This window comes from Mediterraneibacter sp. 210702-DFI.3.120 (genome assembly GCF_020561005.1).
Lineage (GTDB): Bacteria > Bacillota > Clostridia > Lachnospirales > Lachnospiraceae > Mediterraneibacter > Mediterraneibacter faecis.
Window position 1 is genome coordinate 272,465 of record NZ_JAJCNG010000001.1, and the last position, 19,342, is coordinate 291,806.

A 19,342-nucleotide genomic window follows, 5' to 3' on the forward strand; every position below is an offset into this window, starting at 1 on the left:
CAATTATTCCTCCACTTCGTATTCCATATCTTCCTCGTTGTAGGCCGGTGAATCATGCAGTTCTCCTTCTACTTTCTCTACATAAAGGTGTCCTCCCAGGTGATCGATCTCATGACAGAACGCTCTTGCAAGAAGTTCTTCTCCTTCTATCTCAAACTCCTCCATATTTTCATTAAGTGCACGTACTTTTACATAATTCGGACGAGTTACGATTCCCCATTTTCCCGGCACACTTAAGCAACCTTCTTCGCCTGTCTGCTCACCGGATGTCTCAACAATCTCAGGATTGATCAAAACGATCGGACCTTCTCCGACATCAATCACTACAATCTGTTTGAGAATACCAACCTGCGGTGCTGCAAGACCCACCCCCATCTTCTCATACATCGTATCAAGCATATCTTCAATTAAAATCTTTGTACGAAGTGTCATCTTCGTCACTGGTTTACACTGTTTTTCAAGAACATCATCGCCCATCTCTCTTACTTCTCTAATTGCCATTATTCTTTCCTCTCTTTTCTATAAATTCATCGGGTTAAAATCGAATTGGATTCTCATTTTCTGAAACCCTGAGTTAATTTCTATATATTGTTCCATCCTGTCTTTTAATACAACTAAGGTTCGGTATTCCGGCGCTTTTACGTAAATCACTCTCCGGTAAATATCTTTGATCTTATCCACTCCCGGACTTGCCGGGCCGATCACGTCGAGCTGTGCCTGACCTTTGATCCTCAAAATGTATTCCTTCAGATACTTGCACGCTTTCTCTAAAAGTACCTCATCTTCACATGCTGCAAGTACTGCCATCAGGTTCTCCACCGGTGGATATCCCATCAGACTGCGGTAACGGATTTCTTTCTCATAGAATGCTTCATAATCCTGCGCTGCTGAAGCCTCGATTGCATAATGCTCCGGATCGTAAGTCTGAATCACGACCTCACCCGGTCTGTCACCTCTTCCGGCACGGCCTGCTGCCTGTGTCAAAAGCTGAAATGTTCGCTCACCGGAACGATAATCATCTGTATAAAGAGACATATCTGCTGCCAATGCACCGACTAATGTGACCTTTGGAAAATCATGTCCCTTTACGATCATCTGTGTTCCCACAAGAATATCCGCCTCTTCATTCGCAAAGGCAGATAAAATCTGCTCATGGGAATCCTTTTTCTTCGTCGTATCCATATCCATGCGGAGTACTCTTGCCTGTGGGAATCTTGCCTTCACCATGTCCTCGATCTGCTGGGTTCCTGCGCGGAATTCTCCGATATAACGGGAACCGCATTCTGGACACTCCGTCACCTTCGGCTGTTCATAACCACAGTAATGACAGACCATTTTCCCGCCTTTGTGTACCGACAAGGATACATTACAGTGCGGGCATTTCACTACATGGCCACATTCTCTGCAGGAAATAAAACCTGAATATCCTCTGCGATTCAAAAACAGCATGATCTGCTCTTTTGCATTCAGTCTGTCTTCAATCAGTTCCTGCAACTTCTCACTCAAGATGGAACGGTTTCCATTCTTCAGTTCCTTTCGCATATCAACTGTATGCACAGTCGCCATCTGCTGCATATGAGAACGATTCTTCATCTCGTAAAGCTGATACTCACCAAGCCTTGCCCGATACATTGCCTCCATTGACGGAGTTGCACTTCCGAGCACAACGCTTGCATCTTCTACTTCTGCCCTGTGGACTGCTACTTCTCTTGCATGATAACGTGGCACCTGCTCACTCTTGTAGGTTGGTTCATGCTCTTCGTCAATAACGATCAGACCCAAATCCGGAAATGGAGTAAAAAGTGCAGAACGTGGTCCGATCATCACATCGACCTCGCCCTTCTTCGCACGCATCATCTGATCGTAACGTTCTCCGGCAGACAGTCTTGAGTTCATGATAGAAACTCTGTCGCCGAAACAGCGGTAAAACCGCATCACTGTCTGATATGTCAGTGCGATCTCCGGAATCAGAACGATTGCCTGTTTTCCCTGGTCAACAACCGTGCGGATCATCTCCATATAGACTTCTGTCTTTCCACTTCCGGTCACTCCGTGAAGCAGATAAGTTCTCCTTGTTCCACACAGATAGTCTTGCCGGAACCCCTGGATCACATGCTGCTGTTCTTCCGTATAGATGATCTCCTGTTGTGATTTCTTTGCCTGTTTCACCGGATTACGGTATACCTGCTCTGACTCTATCTTCAACACGCCCTGCTCTTCCAATGCCCGGATCACAGGCAGTGTCACATTTAATTTTTTCGTCACCAGCTCATAATCCAGAATTGGGGCTTCCTTCAAAGCTTCCAAAAGCCTTGCTCTTGCTTTCTGATTCTTCTTCTGATAAAAAGCCAGCTTCTCCTGACTCTCTTCCTCAGTAAGCAGCAAACGGAGATGTTTCTTTACCTTCGCATTCTCCTTCTGCTTGATTGGCAGCACTGTCTTAAGCGCCTGGATCATCGTTCCGCCATACTGCTCTTTCATCCATGCCGCCAGCGCGATCAGTCTCGCTTCGATTGCCACACTGTTTCTGGAAATGTCTGTAATCTCCTTCACCTTTGACAGATCATAATTGCAAGTCTCTGATAATGAAGTCACATAACCTTTGATCTGTCGGTTTCCTTTTCCAAAAGGGATAATTACTTCCAGCCCCGGATGCAGCTCGTCTTTCAGTCGTTCCGGTATTCGGTACTGAAAGATCTTATCCAGTTTTTCATGTTGTATATCTACAATAACATCTGCAAACACAATCTTATTTCTCTTTTAATTCTTCCAGAACTTCTTTGATCAGCACGCGCTCATCCATCGGATGCTTCACACCGCAGATTTCCTGATAGTCCTCATGTCCTTTTCCTGCCAGTACAATAACATCACCCGGTTCGCCGTGTTCGATCGCATATTTGATTGCCTCTTTACGATCACAGATCTCCACATATTTTCCATCTGTCTTCGCAATTCCAGTCTTGATGTCATTAATAATATCCTGTGGTTCTTCAAATCTCGGATTATCTGATGTAATGATCGTCAAGTCTGCCAGTCTTCCGGATACTTCACCCATCTCGAATCTTCTGTCTTTGGAACGGTTTCCGCCACATCCGAACAGACATACCAGACGTTTCGGGTTATATTCCTTTAATGTAGTCAGAAGACTCTCAAGGCTCATCGCATTATGTGCATAATCGATCATCAATGTGAATTCATCAGACACTTTGATCATCTCAATACGTCCTTTTACCTTGGCCTTCTTGAGTGCATCCTTGATCATCTCAACCGGCACCTGGAAATGACGGCAGACAGAAATAGCAGTCAGTGAATTGTAAACACTGAATTTACCTGGAACATCAATCTCTACATCAAAATCCATCACGCCTGCAACATGATATGCCACACCAAGATATCCCGGTCTTGATACAAGTTCTACATTCTCTGCATGAAGATCCGCCTCCGGTGAAAATCCGAATGTCTCGATCTTACATGTAGATTCTTCAAATACATCTTTAAAATACTTGTCATCCACATTGGCGATTCCGAGCTTACACTGCTTGAACAGAAGCCCTTTGCATCTCTTGTAATCATCAAAATCCTTATGCTCATTCGGTCCGATATGGTCTCTTCCAAGATTTGTGAAAATGCCGATCTCAAATGGGATTCCTGATGTTCTGTGAAGCATCAGTCCCTGAGAAGAAACTTCCATAACAACACAGTCACAACCTGCTTCTACCATCTCTGCAAAATATTTATGGATCGTGTAAGACTCCGGAGTTGTATTGCATGACGGGATCTTCTTGTCTCCGATAATTGCCTCGATTGTTCCGATCAATCCAACCTTATGTCCTGTCTCTTCAAGAATAGACTTGATCATGTAAGTTGTTGTTGTCTTTCCCTTTGTTCCTGTAATACCGATGACTTTCATCTTATCTGCCGGATATCCAAAGTAAGCTGCTGACATCAGAGCCAGTGCATAACGAGTATCCTCTACCTTAATTACAGTCACATTTTCCGGCACTTCGACATCTTTCTCTACAACAACAGCTGCCGCGCCTTTCGCCGCAACATCCGCTGCATATTTATGTCCATCAGATACTGCTCCGCTGATACATACGAAAACAGATCCTTCTTCCACTTTTCTTGAATCATTGATCAGTGTTGTTACTTCCGTAGAATCACTTCCCTGTACTACTGTGTAGTCCAGGCGTTCTAATAATTTATCTAATTTCATGATCTAACCCTCCTGTTCTGAACTGGTGTATTGCATCATTGACTTTCAGGCAAATAACGATTGTCTTAACCTTTATAGAATAACATAATCTCACCGCATATGCAAAAAAACCTACATAATCTTTCGTCCTGTTTTCGTCTTTCGAATCAGCCAGACACATCCAAATGACAATAACACAAGTCCCACACTCACTACCGGAATCATGATCCAGGCTGAAAATGTCTCTGGCTTAATATTTCTCTTATAAACATCAAGAAACATGATATGGATCAAATAAATCCCAAAGGAACATCCACAAAATCTGTCAATCCACTTCTTTGCCTGTTCGGACGGATTGAATTCGCTCTTTTTCAATCGTACTAACATAAGAAATGCCATCGCTGCTGCCAGTGCAAGCAGTGGATTACCATATTCCAGCAGACGTTCATAATGTTCTCCATCCTGCAAGGTTGCCGCATAAGTCAGCCCATAATTTAATGCCATGCATACTACAAAAATACCTGCCGGAATCATTTTCCCCTTCATCACATGCTTACGATATTTATATATATAATATCCGATAAATACATAATAAGAATAGATTCTGTCCCCCACCAGCGGGACGGAATAATACATCTTTTCATCAAAAAATGTGGAAATATAATTGAACAAAACAGCCGCCGTAATCACTGCAAGAAATGCGCGTTCCATCCGAAGGTTCATCCCTTTACACATAACCTGGAAAAAAGGAAGTACCAGATAAATCGGAATCATCGCATACAGATACCACAGATGCTGTTCTACTGGCTTATATAATAAGTCTTTGATTTGATAAGGATCTTTCATATAAACTGCATTCCAGATCATGTATATTACGCTCCACACAAGCAGGACAATCAGAAAACGTAAAACTCGCTTCGCATGTTTGTGTAATGATTCCTCTCTTCCAAGCAGAAGTGCTCCTGTGATCATGAAAAAACACGGTACACTTACCCTTGCCAGCAGATTTAATAGCAGTGAAAAACTGTACTCCCCAATCGTAATATCCCCGTAAGCTCTGCAATAATAATTCGATACATGAATCACAATAACAAATATAAAGGAAATCATTCGAATCAATTCCAAATTATAATTTCTTTCTTTCAATGTGTTTTCTTCTCTCTATCTCTTCTGATTTTCATCTTTTTTCTTGTTTCCGTCCGGTTTATAAAATGTGCCTTTCACAACCGCACCCTTTCCATAACGATTGCTCAGCTGTTCCAATGCAGCATTTAATTTCTTATGCTTTTCATCCGGCTCTTTCGGAAACTCAATATCAAAAATTGTCAGCTGCTCCGGTGCATTCTCTTCTACTAACTTTGACGTTCGGATTCCGAGCAGACGGACAGGTTCTCCACTCCAGCTTTCACGGAACAAATTACAGGCTGTCTCACATAAGATAACCGGATCATTCGTCGGCTTTTGAAGCTGCACCTGATGCGACATATTTCTGAAATCATAATAGCGAACCTCCATGCTCACCATCCCGGCTTTCTTTCCTGCCTTCTTCAGCCTGTTTCCCACGCTCTGCGCAAGCTCACGAAATACATCTATCGCCTCTTCATAAGTCGTTGCATCCTCTGACAGAGTCGTTGAATTTCCTACTCCCTTTGCCTCTTCCGGTTCATACTGTACCTTATCGTCCCCGATTCCATTTGCGAAATTCCAGAGCATCCGGCCATGACTTTTTAAATGCAGCGTAATTACATTTACATCCGCATGAGCAAGATCTCCAATTGTATTAATTTCAAGTTTCTTAAAGACTTCCACACTTGAACGCCCTGCCATAAAGAGTTCTCCGATCGGAAGTGGCCACATTTTCTGCGGAACCTCTTCTGGAAATAACGTATGGATCCGATCCGGTTTCTGAAAATCCGAAGCCATCTTCGCTAGTAACTTATTACTGGAGATTCCAATATTCACCGTGAATCCAAAACGCTTCTTCACTTCTTCTTTGATCTCCATTGCACCGTCCACCGGTGTTGGATATCGCCCGACAAGCTCTGTAAAATCCATATAACATTCATCGACACTGACCTGCTCGATCTTCTTTGTATATGTCCGCAGGAAATCCATCAGCATCCGGCTCTTTTCTCGATACATCTTATGATTCGGCGGTGCTGTCACAAGATTCGGACATTTTCGAAATGCATTTACTACAGGTTCACCCGTCTGAATCCCATAGGATTTGGCAAGTGATGATTTTGCAAGGACGATTCCATGACGCGAGCTCTGATCTCCGCCAATAATCGCCGGAATCTCCCGCAGATCCACTTTTGATCCATTTTTCAATTGTTCAACCGCCGTCCAGCTTAAAAATGCTGAATTGACGTCGATGTGGAAAATAATGCGCGCCATGGTAGCCTCCTTTCTGGAATTCTGCCTGAGTTCTTTCTTAGTATTAATTCTTGTTGTATGCATATGCATTCTGTCAGTTTCTTATTTTAACATAGAGTCTGCTCTTGTATCAATTACTTCGGTGAACGAAAAAAAAGCTGTGAAAAACTCAATTTTCCAAAAATCTCCAGAAAATTTTCATTTTTCACAGCCCTGTATATTATATCGTAACTATACTGATATTTTGATGTTGGGGGCAAAAGCCCCCAACTAGGATACCTACGGATTGTTTCGTGCAATGCACTCCCACAATCCTACCCACTATTCGCATATCGTGAAGCTTACGCTCCACTTTTATGCTCATATTGGGGCGGGTCCCAAGGCCATTACACCACCTTTGTGCAAGCACCGGTGGTTTCAGACCTTTTGACCCTGGTATCATATTTTATTTCTTCACACCTGCTGTCAGTTTACCGTCCTTCACATCGATCAAGATCGTGTCTCCACGTCCCACATCTCCTGCAAGGATCAGTTTTGCAGCTAATGTCTCTACATTCTTCTGCAAGTAACGTTTCAGTGGTCTTGCACCGTACATCGGCTCATATCCACCTTCCACAACAAAGTCTTTCGCTGCATCTGTCAGCTCGACACTCAGTTCACGTTCTTCCAGACGGCGGTTCACATCAGCAACCAGAAGGTCAATGATGGAACGTACATTTGTCTTTGTCAATGGTTTGAACATGATAATCTCATCCAGACGGTTCAGAAATTCCGGTCTGAAATGTGCTTTCAGATCATCCATTACCATCTCCTGACTCTGTTCATCGATCGAACCATCTTCTTTAATGCCTTCCAGCAGATAATTTGCACCAATGTTGGAAGTCATGATCAAGATTGTATTCTTGAAGTCAACTGTACGTCCTTGGGAATCTGTGATTCGTCCATCATCCAGTACCTGCAGCAATACGTTGAAGACATCCGGATGTGCTTTCTCGATCTCATCGAAAAGCACAACAGAATATGGTTTTCTTCTGACTGCTTCTGTCAGCTGTCCGCCTTCATCGTATCCGACATATCCCGGAGGAGCTCCGATCAGTCTGGACACGGAATATTTCTCCATGTACTCACTCATATCGATACGAACCATGTTGTTCTCATCATCAAACAGGCTCTGGGCAAGTGCCTTTGCAAGCTCTGTCTTACCTACACCTGTAGGTCCAAGGAACAGGAAGGAACCGATCGGTTTTGTCGGATCTTTGATACCTGCTTTGGAACGGATGATTGCTTCAGTTACAAGCTCTACACCTTCATCCTGACCGATGACACGCTTATGCAGTTCATCTGCAAGGTGAAGAGTTTTGTTTCTCTCGCTCTCGTTCAGTTTTGCAACCGGGATACCTGTCCATCTGGAAACGATTTTTGCAATCTCATCATCTGTAACGGATTCATGCACAAGAGAAAGATCTTTTGCCTTTACCTTTGCCTCTTCCTCTTCCAGCTGTTTCTGCAGCTGTGGAAGACGTCCATACTGGAGCTCTGCTGCCTTATTCAGATCGTACTCTCTCTGAGCTTTCTGAATCTCCTTGTTCACCTGCTCGATCTGCTCACGGATCTTCTGCACATGCTCTACGGAATTCTTCTCATTCTCCCACTGTACTTTCTTACTTGCATACTGCGCTTTCAGTTCTGCCAGTTCTTCCTGCAAATGTTCCAGACGCTCTTTACTTAAGCGATCTTCCTCTTTCTTAAGTGCAGACTCTTCAATCTCCATCTGCATCACACGACGGCGAAGCTCATCAAGCTCTGTCGGCATAGAATCAAGTTCTGTCTTGATCAATGCACACGCCTCGTCAACAAGGTCGATTGCTTTATCCGGCAGGAAACGGTCAGAAATATATCTGTTCGAAAGTGTAACTGCCGCAACAAGCGCACTATCTGTGATCTTAACTCCATGGAAGACTTCGTATCTCTCTTTCAGTCCTCTAAGGATAGAGATTGCATCCTCAACGGTTGGCTCATCTACCAAGACCGGCTGGAAACGACGCTCCAATGCAGCATCCTTCTCAATATACTGACGATACTCATCCAGTGTTGTTGCACCGATACAGTGCAGTTCACCTCTGGCAAGCATAGGCTTAAGCATATTTCCTGCATCCATCGCACCGTCTGTTTTACCTGCTCCTACAATCGTATGAAGTTCATCAATGAAAAGAATGATCTTTCCGTCACTGTTTTTCACTTCTTCAAGAACTGCTTTCAGACGTTCCTCGAATTCACCACGATACTTCGCTCCTGCTACCAGTGCTCCCATATCCAGCGAAAAGATTGTCTTATCTTTCAGTCCTTCCGGTACATCTCCGCTGACGATTCGCTGTGCAAGTCCTTCTACAACCGCAGTTTTACCTACACCAGGTTCACCGATCAGCACCGGGTTATTCTTTGTCTTACGGGACAGGATACGAATCACATTACGAATCTCTTCATCACGTCCGATGACCGGATCCAGTTTCTGATCTCTTGCTTTCTCAACAAGATCCTGACCGTATTTATTCAATGTATCATAAGTTGCTTCCGGATTGTCAGAAGTAACTCTCTGATTTCCTCTTACTGTTGACAGCGCATGGAGGAACCCCTCTCTGCTAATGCCATATTCACGGAAAATCTGCTTCAACTCACGGCTTGCATACTTCAGCATTGCAAGAAACAGATGCTCAACAGAGACATACTCATCTCCCATCTGCTTTGCTTCATCCTCTGCATGGATCAGCACATTATTCAAGTCCTGACCGACATAAGCCTGGCCTCCCTGTACCTTCGGTCTCTTGCCGATTGCCTGCTCGATACTGTTAATAAAGAGCTGGCCCTGAATGTTCATCTTCTCAAATAATTTTAAAATCAGACTGTCATCCTGTGTCAGCAGCGCATACAGCAAATGCTCCTGCGCCAGTTCCTGATTCCCGTTATCCGCAGCAATCTTCTCACAGTTCTGAACTGCCTGTAATGAATTCTGTGTAAATTTATTGATATTCATGGTCTTTCCCTCCTTTGAACCACAAATTTGCTTTTCCTGTGTTCTATTAGGAATATAGCACGTATTGTTAGCACTGTAAAGGGTTGAGTGCTAATTCTTTTCTAAAAATTTTGTGAAGTCCTTATTTTTTCTGTTTGCCAGTGTTATAATCTATAATTGTTTCATAAAAATACGGTTGCTGACGCCCATAGTGCCGACAGTAACAAAAGACTTAAGAGAGGAAACTATCATGAATTTTATTCAGAAAAATTTCAAAGGAATTCTGGTCTGCTTTCTGATTGCGATTCCATCCTGGCTGATTGGAAAAGCATTCCCGGTAATCGGCGGACCTGTCATTGCGATTCTCGCCGGAATGGTGATCACCTGCTTTTGGACTGAAAAAGGAACAGCCGAATCAGGAATTAAATGGACATCTAAAATTATTTTACAGACTGCTGTTGTTCTGCTTGGATTCGGCATGAATCTCGGAGTTATCTTACAGACAGGAAAGCAGTCTCTTCCTATTATCATCAGTACAATTTCTACCTCTTTGATCATTGCATGGCTGCTCCGCAAGGTACTGAATGTTCCTTCCAACACATCTATCCTTGTTGGTGTCGGTTCTTCCATCTGCGGTGGTTCTGCGATAGCTGCTACAGCGCCTGTCATTGACGCCGATGACACAGAAGTCGCACAGGCGATTTCTGTTATCTTTTTCTTCAATGTTATCGCTGCTGTACTTTTCCCGGTGCTTGGAAATGCACTCGGCTTCGACACAACAAGCGGAAATGCTTTCGGTGTCTTTGCCGGAACTGCGATCAATGATACTTCATCCGTAACTGCTGCCGCCTCTACCTGGGACAGCATGTGGAATCTTGGAAGTGAGACACTTAATACTGCTGTCACAGTTAAACTGACACGTACGCTTGCAATCATTCCGATCACACTTGTGCTCTCACTGATTCGTGCGAAATCAGCCGCAAAAGACGGAAAATCATCCGGTAAGTTCAGCTTAAAAAGAGCTTTTCCAATGTTCATCCTGTACTTTATCATTGCGGCTGTCATTACAACTGTATGCATGAGCCTTGGGGTAAATGCGGATGTATTTGCTCCGCTGAAAGAACTGTCTAAGTTCTTCATTATCATGGCTATGGCTGCGATCGGTCTGAACAGCAATGTTGTGAAGCTTGTCAAATCTGGTGGAAAGCCAATCCTTCTCGGTGCTTCCTGCTGGGTTGGTATTACAGTAGTCAGCCTTGCAATGCAACACATCATGCATATATGGTAAAATATTGACAATATTGAACTCCAAAGTTTCTATTCCTGATACAATAGTGACTTTGGATTTCTTATTGCTTTTTCCTTTACATGAGATGTATAATCTTCTTTGACATTAAATCTATTTAGGAGAAAACAGATATGAATAGCAAATCAAATTCTCAGGCGATGGAAACTGAAAAGATTCCGCGCCTTCTGGCACAGCTTGCAATTCCTGCGGTTGTCGCCCAGATCATCAATCTTCTATATAACATTGTAGACCGAATCTATATCGGACACATTTCCGGTGTTGGAGCCGCGGCATTAACCGGCGTTGGATTATTTACACCGATCCTTATGCTGATCAACGCTTTTGCTATGCTTGCAGGTTCCGGTGGTGCTCCGCGTGCTGCGATATCTATGGGAAAGAAAGATAATAAAACAGCTGAAAAAATCCTTGGAAACTGTTTTGCACTTCTCATCCTTATGGCTGTCATACTTACTGTAGTTTTCTTTACATTTGCACCACAGCTGTTGACACTTTTTGGAGCCAGCGAGAAGACACTGCCGTACGGAGTAGCATACGCAAGAATCTATATCCTTGGAAGTGTCTTTGTCTTAATCGTGATGGGAATGAATCCATTTATTACAACACAGGGATTTGCCAAGATCAGTATGATGACTACTGTGATCGGAGCTGTGATCAATATCATTCTTGATCCGATTTTTATCTTCGTATTCAATCTTGGTGTAAGAGGTGCCGCACTTGCCACTGTTTTAAGTCAGGCTGTCGGTGCAATTTGGATTCTTCGTTTCTTATCCGGGAAGAAGACGATCCTTCATCTTAGAAAAGAAAATTTCAGATTACAAAAGGATGTTATCTTACCATGCCTTGCACTTGGTATTTCCACTTTTGTCATGCTTTCTACAGAAAGTATTCTCTCCATCAGCTTTACTTCCAGTCTGTCAAGATATGGTGGAGACCTTGCTGTCGGAGCCATGACGATCATTACAAGTGTCAGCCAGCTTGCCACGCTGCCACTGCAGGGAATCTGCCAGGGCGGTCAGCCGATCATGAGTTATAACTTCGGTGCCGGCAATAAAGAGCGAGTAAAAAAAGCCTTCTTTACACAATTTAAGGTTTGTACGATTTTCACCAGCTGTTTCTGGCTGATCATGCTGCTGTTTCCTAAGCTGTTTGCAGGAATCTTTTCCAACAATACGGATCTGATCACTTATACCGCATGGGCGCTGAGAATCTATATGGCAGGTATTTTCTCCCTCGGATTCCAGGTTGCATGTCAGCAAAGTTTCATGGCATTGGGACAGGCAAAGGTCAGTCTGCTGCTCGCCTGCTTAAGAAAACTGATCTTGCTGATTCCGCTGATCTTTATCCTGCCAGTCTTTATTCAGGATAAGGTTTTTGCAGTCTTTCTTGCAGAACCGATCAGTGATATTGTTGCAGCCACAATCACAACAATCACATTCATGAGCCGCTTTAATGGAATTCTGAATAAAGGCAGTAAAATGAAAACCGTAGAATAAATTTTATCTAACTATTCTTTTGACTCCATTTCATGATATAATTAATTTATCTGAAATTTATGAAACGGAGCCGTTAATATATGAAAAAGCTAAAACTTTTATGGATGATCCTAAAACGCACGAAAGCAACCCAGATTCTTTCCGGTTATATCGTATTTCTCTTTGTATCCGCAGCCATCATTCAACTGGTAGAGCCTGACATCAACCACTATGGAGATGCCCTCTGGTATTGCTATGCGATACTTTCTACCGCCGGGTTCGGCGATATTGTTGCCATAACTTTCATTGGCAAACTGGTTTCGGTACTTGTCACAATCTACACGATCTTCGTTGTTGCAATCGTTACCGGTGTTGTTGTCAATTATTACGGACAGATTGTAGAGATGCAGCGTCGTGAAACGGCAGTGATGTTCCTGGATAAATTAGAACGTCTCCCGGAACTTTCCAAAGAAGAACTGGAAGACATCTCAAAAAGGGTAAAAAAATTCCGCTGAGTTTTCACTCAACGGAATTTTTGTTTCCCACTTTTCTCTTATCAAATAAGGATAGGCATTTGCTGCCTGCTGCCGCAGCCACAAAAATCCATACGAACAATTTCACTGGATAGCATAGAAACAGAAGCATTGTAACGGCTAACGGCTTTTTCATCGTTCCACCTAGAAGCGCCGCTGTAACAATTGCAGATGCGAAAACTAGATGACTCTCTGCATTTCCGCAGATCAGCATTCCCACGCCATATCCCATGCATACACCTGCGAAGATAACCGGGAAGAAATGTCCTCCCTTCAAACCGAACTGTATACAAATATTTGTGAGAAGCACTTTCAAAAATGCAACTCCGATCAGTGCTAACGGAAGGTATTGACTATACTCTTTCATCAACACTCCCATCTGTTCTTCTCCCGAAAACATAACTGCCGGGATTAACATTCCACAGATTCCAAGACAAATTCCTGCGAGAACTTCTCGAAGAACTGCCGGTACCTTTTTCGCAGTTTTCTTCGTTATCTGATGTGTCTTTTCATAAAAAACAGCTAACACGCATCCTGCAATAATATAGAGAAGTATTAATGCATAGTCCATCTTTCCGATCTCAACTGCCTCAAAGCTTGGAAAACCGGAAAGTCCTGAACCGAATACTGCGGAAAGTCCTGCATAAATACCTGTTGCAGCAGCAATTGCGATTCCATAAATAAATATCTTTGATGAAATTCCTGCCGGAACAACAGTTTGTTCTGACTTATTCTCTTCTAAAGTGTTCTCTTCCACTTCAAACAATCCAAATAGCGGAGCATGGAATAAAACACTTAAGGATGCTGCTACCCCGATCTGGGAGTATTCCTTCGCATGCTGTCTGGCAAACTTCAGATTATCTCCTGCCCAGTAACACATTCCGACGATAATTCCGGTAAGCCCGGCTTCCGGACCTACACTGCTTCCGATCAAAAGCGGCAGCACTGCTGCGATCATCATGACAAGCATATTTTTATAATCATAATGCTTCTCCGTTTTCACTTTTGCCATAACAGTTTCCATTTCTTCCGGATAATCTCCGTACACCTTCCGGAAGATACCGATAAGAAATGCACCGATCACACAGACCACTATCGTATAGTATGGTAATAAAAAATGTTCTGGAATCCATTCCCAGATAAGATTCATCCCGACTGACATGATCTTTAAAAGTGCCCAGACCAATCCGCCGGCAACTGCACCGATAATTGCACAGAACAGCCAGAGCTCTAACTGGTTTTTTATCTTTATATTTCTAATTTCTTTTTGACTGTTCATCAATCTGTCCTTTACGTTTTCTACTTTTCAGATGTTTCTGCATCCGTATCTCTTACCTGCGGAATTAAGGAAGCTGCCAGTTTTCCTTTTCCACGATGTTTCAAATATAAAATTCCAATTGCAGAAAATACAACGGCTCCGACAAAATTCACCATAAGATCTTTCATTGTATCTACGATTCCAATGTCTAAATATCCGCCCAGATTCCACGTCTCACCGTTGATCACAACAGACTGAACATCTACATGGATTGGGATATTTGCTCCTGTCGGATTCAGCTTCACTGAATTGATTGCCGGAACGATCCAGTCTTTCTGCATATCCAATCCGAAAAACCAATCCATACTGAATTCAAAGAACTCCCACAAAACACCAACTGTCATTGAAAAACAAAATGCAAAAAATGCCACAAAGTATGGGGACATCTTAATTGAAAATCGATCACTTCTGTTGAATAAATCAATCAGCGCAAACCCGATTGCCGCCATCAGGAATCCATTCGTTGTATGCAAAATAGTATCCCATACCGGAATCTTTACATAAAATGCATTGATCTCTCCAAGTATCTCTGCTGAAAAGATAAAAATCAGAATAACCGTTTCCAGACCAACCGGAATTGTCACTCCAAGTTTCTTGTCGATAAACTGTGGCACCATAAACAAAATCAATGTTAGAATGCCAAGAAACATATTGTGATAGTTTCCTAGAAAAAACTGTCTGATAATAGAAACGATAACCAACATTGTCAGTACCATCTGGACTCTTGTTCTATTTCTTGCTTTTTTGCTTAATTCACTCATTTCTTACCCTCCTTTTCTCTCAACACATTGCGGTCAGAAACACTTTTTATTACATGTTTAAGATATACCGCATCTGTTTTCATAATATACTAATTTTATCTTTTTTTCAACAAAAGGTGTCAGGCCGAAGTTTAAAATAACAGCTTCCACATATGCCTAACACCTTTCTATCTATCGTTTATAGATTCACTTTAATTTTACTTCTGTTTTCTTCTTCTAATAACATAAATCATTCCACCGATCACTGCAATTGATCCTGCAATCATCAGAATCCAGATGTAACTGATGCTGTCTCCTGTCTTTGCTGTTTTCACCTGTTTTCCTGACACTGAAGTTCCTGTTGGTTTCTTTCCTGCAGTACCTGTCGGTGTTTCCTTTGAATCGGTTGGATTCTTTGTTTCTTCTTTCTTCACAATCTGATACTCTATCTGATAGTCTGTATCCTCTCCGTGAAGCACATAATTATAACATTGCTCGCCTGTCAATCCGACAATACTTGCTGTATATTTTCCAAGTTCCACAGCGTTTCCGTCTTCTACTACTGCCTTACATTCATCTTTAAACAGTACTCCTGATAATTCTGCTGTGACATTCGCTTCTTTTCCTGTATAGATGATAGTTCCGTCTGTATTCCATACAACATCTACCGGTTTTGGCTGTACGATCAATATTCCAGGTTCAAATATAACCGCATAGTTTTGATTTTCTACTGTTGTTGGAGCCTTTTCTGTTATTTCATAAGTACCAACTTCACAGGTTTCTTTCTCTGCATTTCCTGCTGTCAATGTGACATTTATTTTCAGATCCTCTAACTGATCATCCCCTGCCAGACTTCCATCACTGATTGACCAGGTATACTCTGTGATCGTCTGTCCATATTCTTTCTCCGTACGGTCCGGTCTGATCGTAATGCTTCTCGGTTTTACTGTTACAGAAATATTTGATGTAACTGTCTTGTAGTTCGGATTAGCCGGTGCGAAGATCATCTCCTGTTCGCTTTGATCCTCTGCTACTGTAAGCATTGTCGTATCGTCTGCAAAACGGAATACACCTTCTCCCGACTGACCGGAAAGTGTTGCTTTCTTTAAGCTGTCTCCATAAATCACTTCTGCTGCCGGGAAAGTCACTTCCGGATCTGCCTGCAAAATCTCATATTCCCATATATATACGCGGTTTGTACCGGAAAAGATATAGTTTTCATTGGTCAGACCTATTGCAAGCGCCTTGTAATTTCCAACTTCTGTATGATCTGCATTGAGCAGTTTTTTAATCGCACAACTATCCTTTTCTAAAAGGCTGTCTGCTTTCACGTTTGCCTCTATTCCACATGCATTTCCTGTATATGTATACTGTGCTGCCGCATTCCATTCTATCTCTGCTTCCTTTGGTGATACATTAAGGAATGCCGGAAGAACTACAACATCATAATTCGTATTTGTCGCATTATCTTTCAGGATAACATATCTTCCTGCATTTCCATATGCGCCAAGAATGTCATCTCCATCTGCATCTGTTGTGCTTCCTGTCAGAATATCTTCCGGTTCGATGGTTGTTGCTTTCAATGTCAGTCCGAGACTTTCAACAGTATCTCCTGGAAGAAGTTTCGCCCTTTCTGAATCACTGATCGTAAATGTAAGATCTGCGCTGGTCAACTCATCTCCATATGTCTTTGTTTTCTTTTCTGCACGGACAATGATTCTCTGTGCACTACTGACAGCTCCATTTTCGAATGTAGTATTTTCTACTGTGCTGCTTTTGGAACCTGTTGTTTCCATTGTGTTCACTGGATTGATATCAAGATCGTATTCTTTCAAATGAATCCAGTTTACCTTGAATCCGCCTACTGTTTCCGGACAATCAATCTTATAGCTTCCTGCATCAATTATCTCATTTAATGACTGTCCTGTCTCCTGGATTCTCATTTCATCCGTAACATTTGCAAAAAGTTCTTCCACTTCATCTACGCTCAGTGTTTCCGTTGGTGCAACAACGTATGACATCTTCGGAGTTTCACCATAGGAAATTTCTTCATATCCAAGATACGCTGTGATAACTTCTGACTTATTCACTGTTTTTACCGGAACCCACATAGTAACATTTTTGTATTTTTTATTATCTGCCGGCAGGAAGGTCAATTCAAATTTTGTCTGATCTGTTACTTCCTGATCTGTTACAACATGGGTAGCATCTTCAAACTTCCATGTTCCCGCCGGTGCATTTTCAATCCCCTTCAATGTAGCTTCTGCCAGTGTCTGACCATATTCAACCTCTACTTCCGGTGTAGGAAGTTTTGGTTCAAATATCATGTTGCTGTTTGTCTCATAGATCAACCGTGACATTGGTTCATCAATAAAGTTAAGCATTACTGTTCCAAGGAATCGGTTATCGATACAATTCTCCTTATCTTTATATAAATCCGAATTGATATCTCTTGTCATATTCAACGGAATTCCATTTGCACAGGAAGTATAATTAAATACCCATGAATTAGAATCAATTGGATGACTTGTATCTATTCCTGTTGTCTGTTTCATTGTTCCTGCTATATATTCCCACTTCTTTGAATAAATATCACAGTCATATGTATTATATGCATCCTGGATATACACTCGATTTTTTCCATCATCATATGTTTTATATGCATACTTATAATCTCTATAACTCACATCATCCCAATTGGTAAGATCAAGTCCCATTGCACGCGTCTGCCAGGCTTCATAATTTTGAGTTAATTTAAATCTTCGGATAAGTACAATTTTTCCACGAGCTTCCTTCATTGATGGAATGTCTCCCTCAGTGTACACTTTATCCTGATGATTTTTCACAAATTCTGCAACTGCATGCTCCATTCCTACTGTAGAACCATCATCCGGTTTTATCGTAAGAATAATTGTTTCTGAAGGATGTTTTTTCAAAAAAGCAAGTGATGTATTAAAGATTGACTGTAATGTAAGATCACTTCCGTCTTTTTCCTGACACTGCCATGTATCGCCTCCATGTATAATCTTCACGTCTGCCGCAAAAGCATCGTCTTTTGTTGCATTTCCACGAATATCAAAACTACGTGCTCCCACATTCAACTGCTCATCATAATAAAGATTCTGACAAGATGTGAGTGATAAACTTGCAACAAGGTCTTGTACAACCCCTGCTGTTCCTGTATCATGTGTTGCCGGAATATTTACAGAAGATAATAGTGCATCATCTGGAATATCTGCCATCCATTCATCTGCGTAACCGTAAGCCGTATCATTTGTACTTCCTGCCAAAATTGACACATTCATAGCCGTCGCTGTATGACCAATCCATGTCTCGCCAATCCCCTCTTTTAGATATATACCGCTTCTGGCATTCATGATTTTATATGTTCCATCATCCTGTCTAAAGAAGCGCCACAGTTGGCTGGTATTTTGATTTCTGTCAAAACTTTCCTTATTCCAGATATGTACTATTGTATTTGCACAACCTGATTCTCCCAGAACATCTATCGCATAATTGGTATCTTTCTCTCCATCCGATATAGCTTCAATTCTATATGCCTGATAGTCTGGATACCAAACCAGTTTCCATTTACTGGCGATCCCCTGTTCTAGAAAAAGTAACTGTGTTCCTGGGAGTGACTCATTTGAAGGCCTGTTTATTGCTTCATGTGTTTCTGCTTTATAGATTTCAGAAACTACACTTTTATCTCCATCTTTTAAAATCTGAGTTTCCTTTCCTGTGAGCGGAACCACCGATTTTGTAACCAGCCAGACTTTTCTATCTTTTTCTTCTGTCTGAATAATATTGGGATTATTATTATTCAAATTTCCTGAGTATCCAAGCCATCTTCCACTTTTTCTATTCTTTATATAATATCTTTTATTTCCGTTTGCATCATTTCCAAGATAATAAAATGCAAATTGACGATGCTCTTTTCCTTTGACTTTCTCATCATTACTTTCCCATACATGTATCTTTGCACCGCTATCTTTACTTTCATCTTCTACATCTGCGAAACGATCTGTTCCATTCACCTTAATGTGTTTAATTCCATACCATCCGTTTTCTATTTTATCCAGACGAAAACGGCAATTACCGCCTTCTCCGGTATCCAAATGTACATCGCTTCCTTTCTCGCCACTGTCATTTACATTCCAACGATAATCTGTATTTTCTTCCAATGTAATAAATAATTCGCTGTTCGTCTCCATATTTGTGTCCAGCGTTCCACTGGAATCTGCCGCTTTTACACTGATTGGAATCCCCGTAAGTGCTATCGTCATACATATGAGCGCTGCCATTATCCTTTTTATTGTTTTCATATCCGTTTTTCCTCCTCATTTGTATTTTGCTATATTATCGGCAATCATATTTCTTATTATTATA

At 41.9% G+C, this 19,342-nt stretch carries 12 protein-coding genes; 3 read left to right on the forward strand and 9 right to left on the reverse strand.

The window, feature by feature from the left end; all coding sequences use genetic code 11:
- Positions 1-3: 3 nt before the first annotated feature.
- From def to clpB, 6 genes are all read right to left on the reverse strand, one after another.
- Entirely contained in the window at positions 4-501 is a 498-nt protein-coding gene (gene def, locus LI162_RS01375; protein ID WP_015528377.1) for a peptide deformylase, read from the reverse strand.
- A gap of 18 nt (positions 502-519) precedes the next feature.
- A complete protein-coding gene (priA, locus tag LI162_RS01380) occupies positions 520-2,745 on the reverse strand; it encodes a replication restart helicase PriA (protein WP_227155546.1) in 2,226 nt (741 codons plus the stop codon).
- Positions 2,746-2,749: 4 nt separating this feature from the next.
- Complete coding sequence (locus tag LI162_RS01385; protein WP_227155548.1) at positions 2,750-4,216, reverse strand: UDP-N-acetylmuramoyl-L-alanyl-D-glutamate--2,6-diaminopimelate ligase; 1,467 nt, start codon at positions 4,214-4,216, stop codon at positions 2,750-2,752.
- A 111-nt stretch (positions 4,217-4,327) separates the two neighbouring features.
- Positions 4,328-5,341, reverse strand: coding sequence for an acyltransferase (locus tag LI162_RS01390; protein WP_227155550.1), 1,014 nt, complete (start codon positions 5,339-5,341; stop codon positions 4,328-4,330).
- Between the two features lie 15 nt (positions 5,342-5,356).
- On the reverse strand, positions 5,357-6,592 hold the full coding sequence (locus LI162_RS01395) for a Y-family DNA polymerase (RefSeq protein WP_227155552.1): 1,236 nt from the start codon (positions 6,590-6,592) through the stop codon (positions 5,357-5,359).
- A gap of 424 nt (positions 6,593-7,016) precedes the next feature.
- Positions 7,017-9,602: an ATP-dependent chaperone ClpB gene (gene clpB, locus LI162_RS01405; RefSeq protein ID WP_020436372.1), complete on the reverse strand. Its 2,586-nt coding sequence runs from the start codon at positions 9,600-9,602 to the stop codon at positions 7,017-7,019.
- A 229-nt stretch (positions 9,603-9,831) separates the two neighbouring features.
- Here clpB and LI162_RS01410 point away from each other — a divergent pair, with 229 nt between their 5' ends.
- The 3 genes from LI162_RS01410 to LI162_RS01420 all read left to right on the forward strand — a co-directional run bounded on the left by LI162_RS01410 (position 9,832) and on the right by LI162_RS01420 (position 12,877).
- The gene (locus tag LI162_RS01410) at positions 9,832-10,869 is read left to right on the forward strand and encodes a YeiH family protein (protein ID WP_196020087.1); all 1,038 of its coding nucleotides are present in this window, start codon (positions 9,832-9,834) and stop codon (positions 10,867-10,869) included.
- 131 nt (positions 10,870-11,000) lie between these two features.
- Positions 11,001-12,383, forward strand: coding sequence for an MATE family efflux transporter (locus tag LI162_RS01415; protein ID WP_227155554.1), 1,383 nt, complete (start codon positions 11,001-11,003; stop codon positions 12,381-12,383).
- Positions 12,384-12,463: 80 nt separating this feature from the next.
- Positions 12,464-12,877, forward strand: a complete 414-nt coding sequence (locus LI162_RS01420; RefSeq protein ID WP_055160872.1) for a potassium channel family protein — start codon at positions 12,464-12,466, stop codon at positions 12,875-12,877.
- Between the two features lie 4 nt (positions 12,878-12,881).
- Here the strand turns inward: LI162_RS01420 and LI162_RS01425 are convergent, their stop codons facing one another.
- The 3 genes from LI162_RS01425 to LI162_RS01435 all read right to left on the reverse strand — a co-directional run bounded on the left by LI162_RS01425 (position 12,882) and on the right by LI162_RS01435 (position 19,278).
- Positions 12,882-14,174: a chloride channel protein gene (locus LI162_RS01425; protein WP_227155556.1), complete on the reverse strand. Its 1,293-nt coding sequence runs from the start codon at positions 14,172-14,174 to the stop codon at positions 12,882-12,884.
- A 20-nt stretch (positions 14,175-14,194) separates the two neighbouring features.
- The gene (locus LI162_RS01430) at positions 14,195-14,974 is read right to left on the reverse strand and encodes a hypothetical protein (protein ID WP_055160865.1); all 780 of its coding nucleotides are present in this window, start codon (positions 14,972-14,974) and stop codon (positions 14,195-14,197) included.
- A 197-nt stretch (positions 14,975-15,171) separates the two neighbouring features.
- Positions 15,172-19,278, reverse strand: coding sequence for a phosphatidylinositol-specific phospholipase C domain-containing protein (locus LI162_RS01435; RefSeq protein ID WP_227155558.1), 4,107 nt, complete (start codon positions 19,276-19,278; stop codon positions 15,172-15,174).
- Between the last annotated feature and the right edge of the window lie 64 nt (positions 19,279-19,342).

Excerpts from the sequence above, each read along its gene's own strand:
- def (WP_015528377.1), bottom strand. The coding sequence starts at position 501 with ATGGCAATTAGAGAAGTAAGAGAGATGGGCGATGATGTTCTTGAAAAA.
- LI162_RS01420 (WP_055160872.1), top strand. The coding sequence starts at position 12,464 with ATGAAAAAGCTAAAACTTTTATGGATGATCCTAAAACGCACGAAAGCA.
- LI162_RS01425 (WP_227155556.1), bottom strand. The coding sequence starts at position 14,174 with ATGAACAGTCAAAAAGAAATTAGAAATATAAAGATAAAAAACCAGTTA.
- LI162_RS01435 (WP_227155558.1), bottom strand. The coding sequence starts at position 19,278 with ATGAAAACAATAAAAAGGATAATGGCAGCGCTCATATGTATGACGATA.
- clpB (WP_020436372.1), bottom strand. The coding sequence starts at position 9,602 with ATGAATATCAATAAATTTACACAGAATTCATTACAGGCAGTTCAGAAC.
- LI162_RS01410 (WP_196020087.1), top strand. The coding sequence starts at position 9,832 with ATGAATTTTATTCAGAAAAATTTCAAAGGAATTCTGGTCTGCTTTCTG.
- LI162_RS01385 (WP_227155548.1), bottom strand. The coding sequence starts at position 4,216 with ATGAAATTAGATAAATTATTAGAACGCCTGGACTACACAGTAGTACAG.
- LI162_RS01395 (WP_227155552.1), bottom strand. The coding sequence starts at position 6,592 with ATGGCGCGCATTATTTTCCACATCGACGTCAATTCAGCATTTTTAAGC.
- LI162_RS01430 (WP_055160865.1), bottom strand. The coding sequence starts at position 14,974 with ATGAGTGAATTAAGCAAAAAAGCAAGAAATAGAACAAGAGTCCAGATG.
- LI162_RS01415 (WP_227155554.1), top strand. The coding sequence starts at position 11,001 with ATGAATAGCAAATCAAATTCTCAGGCGATGGAAACTGAAAAGATTCCG.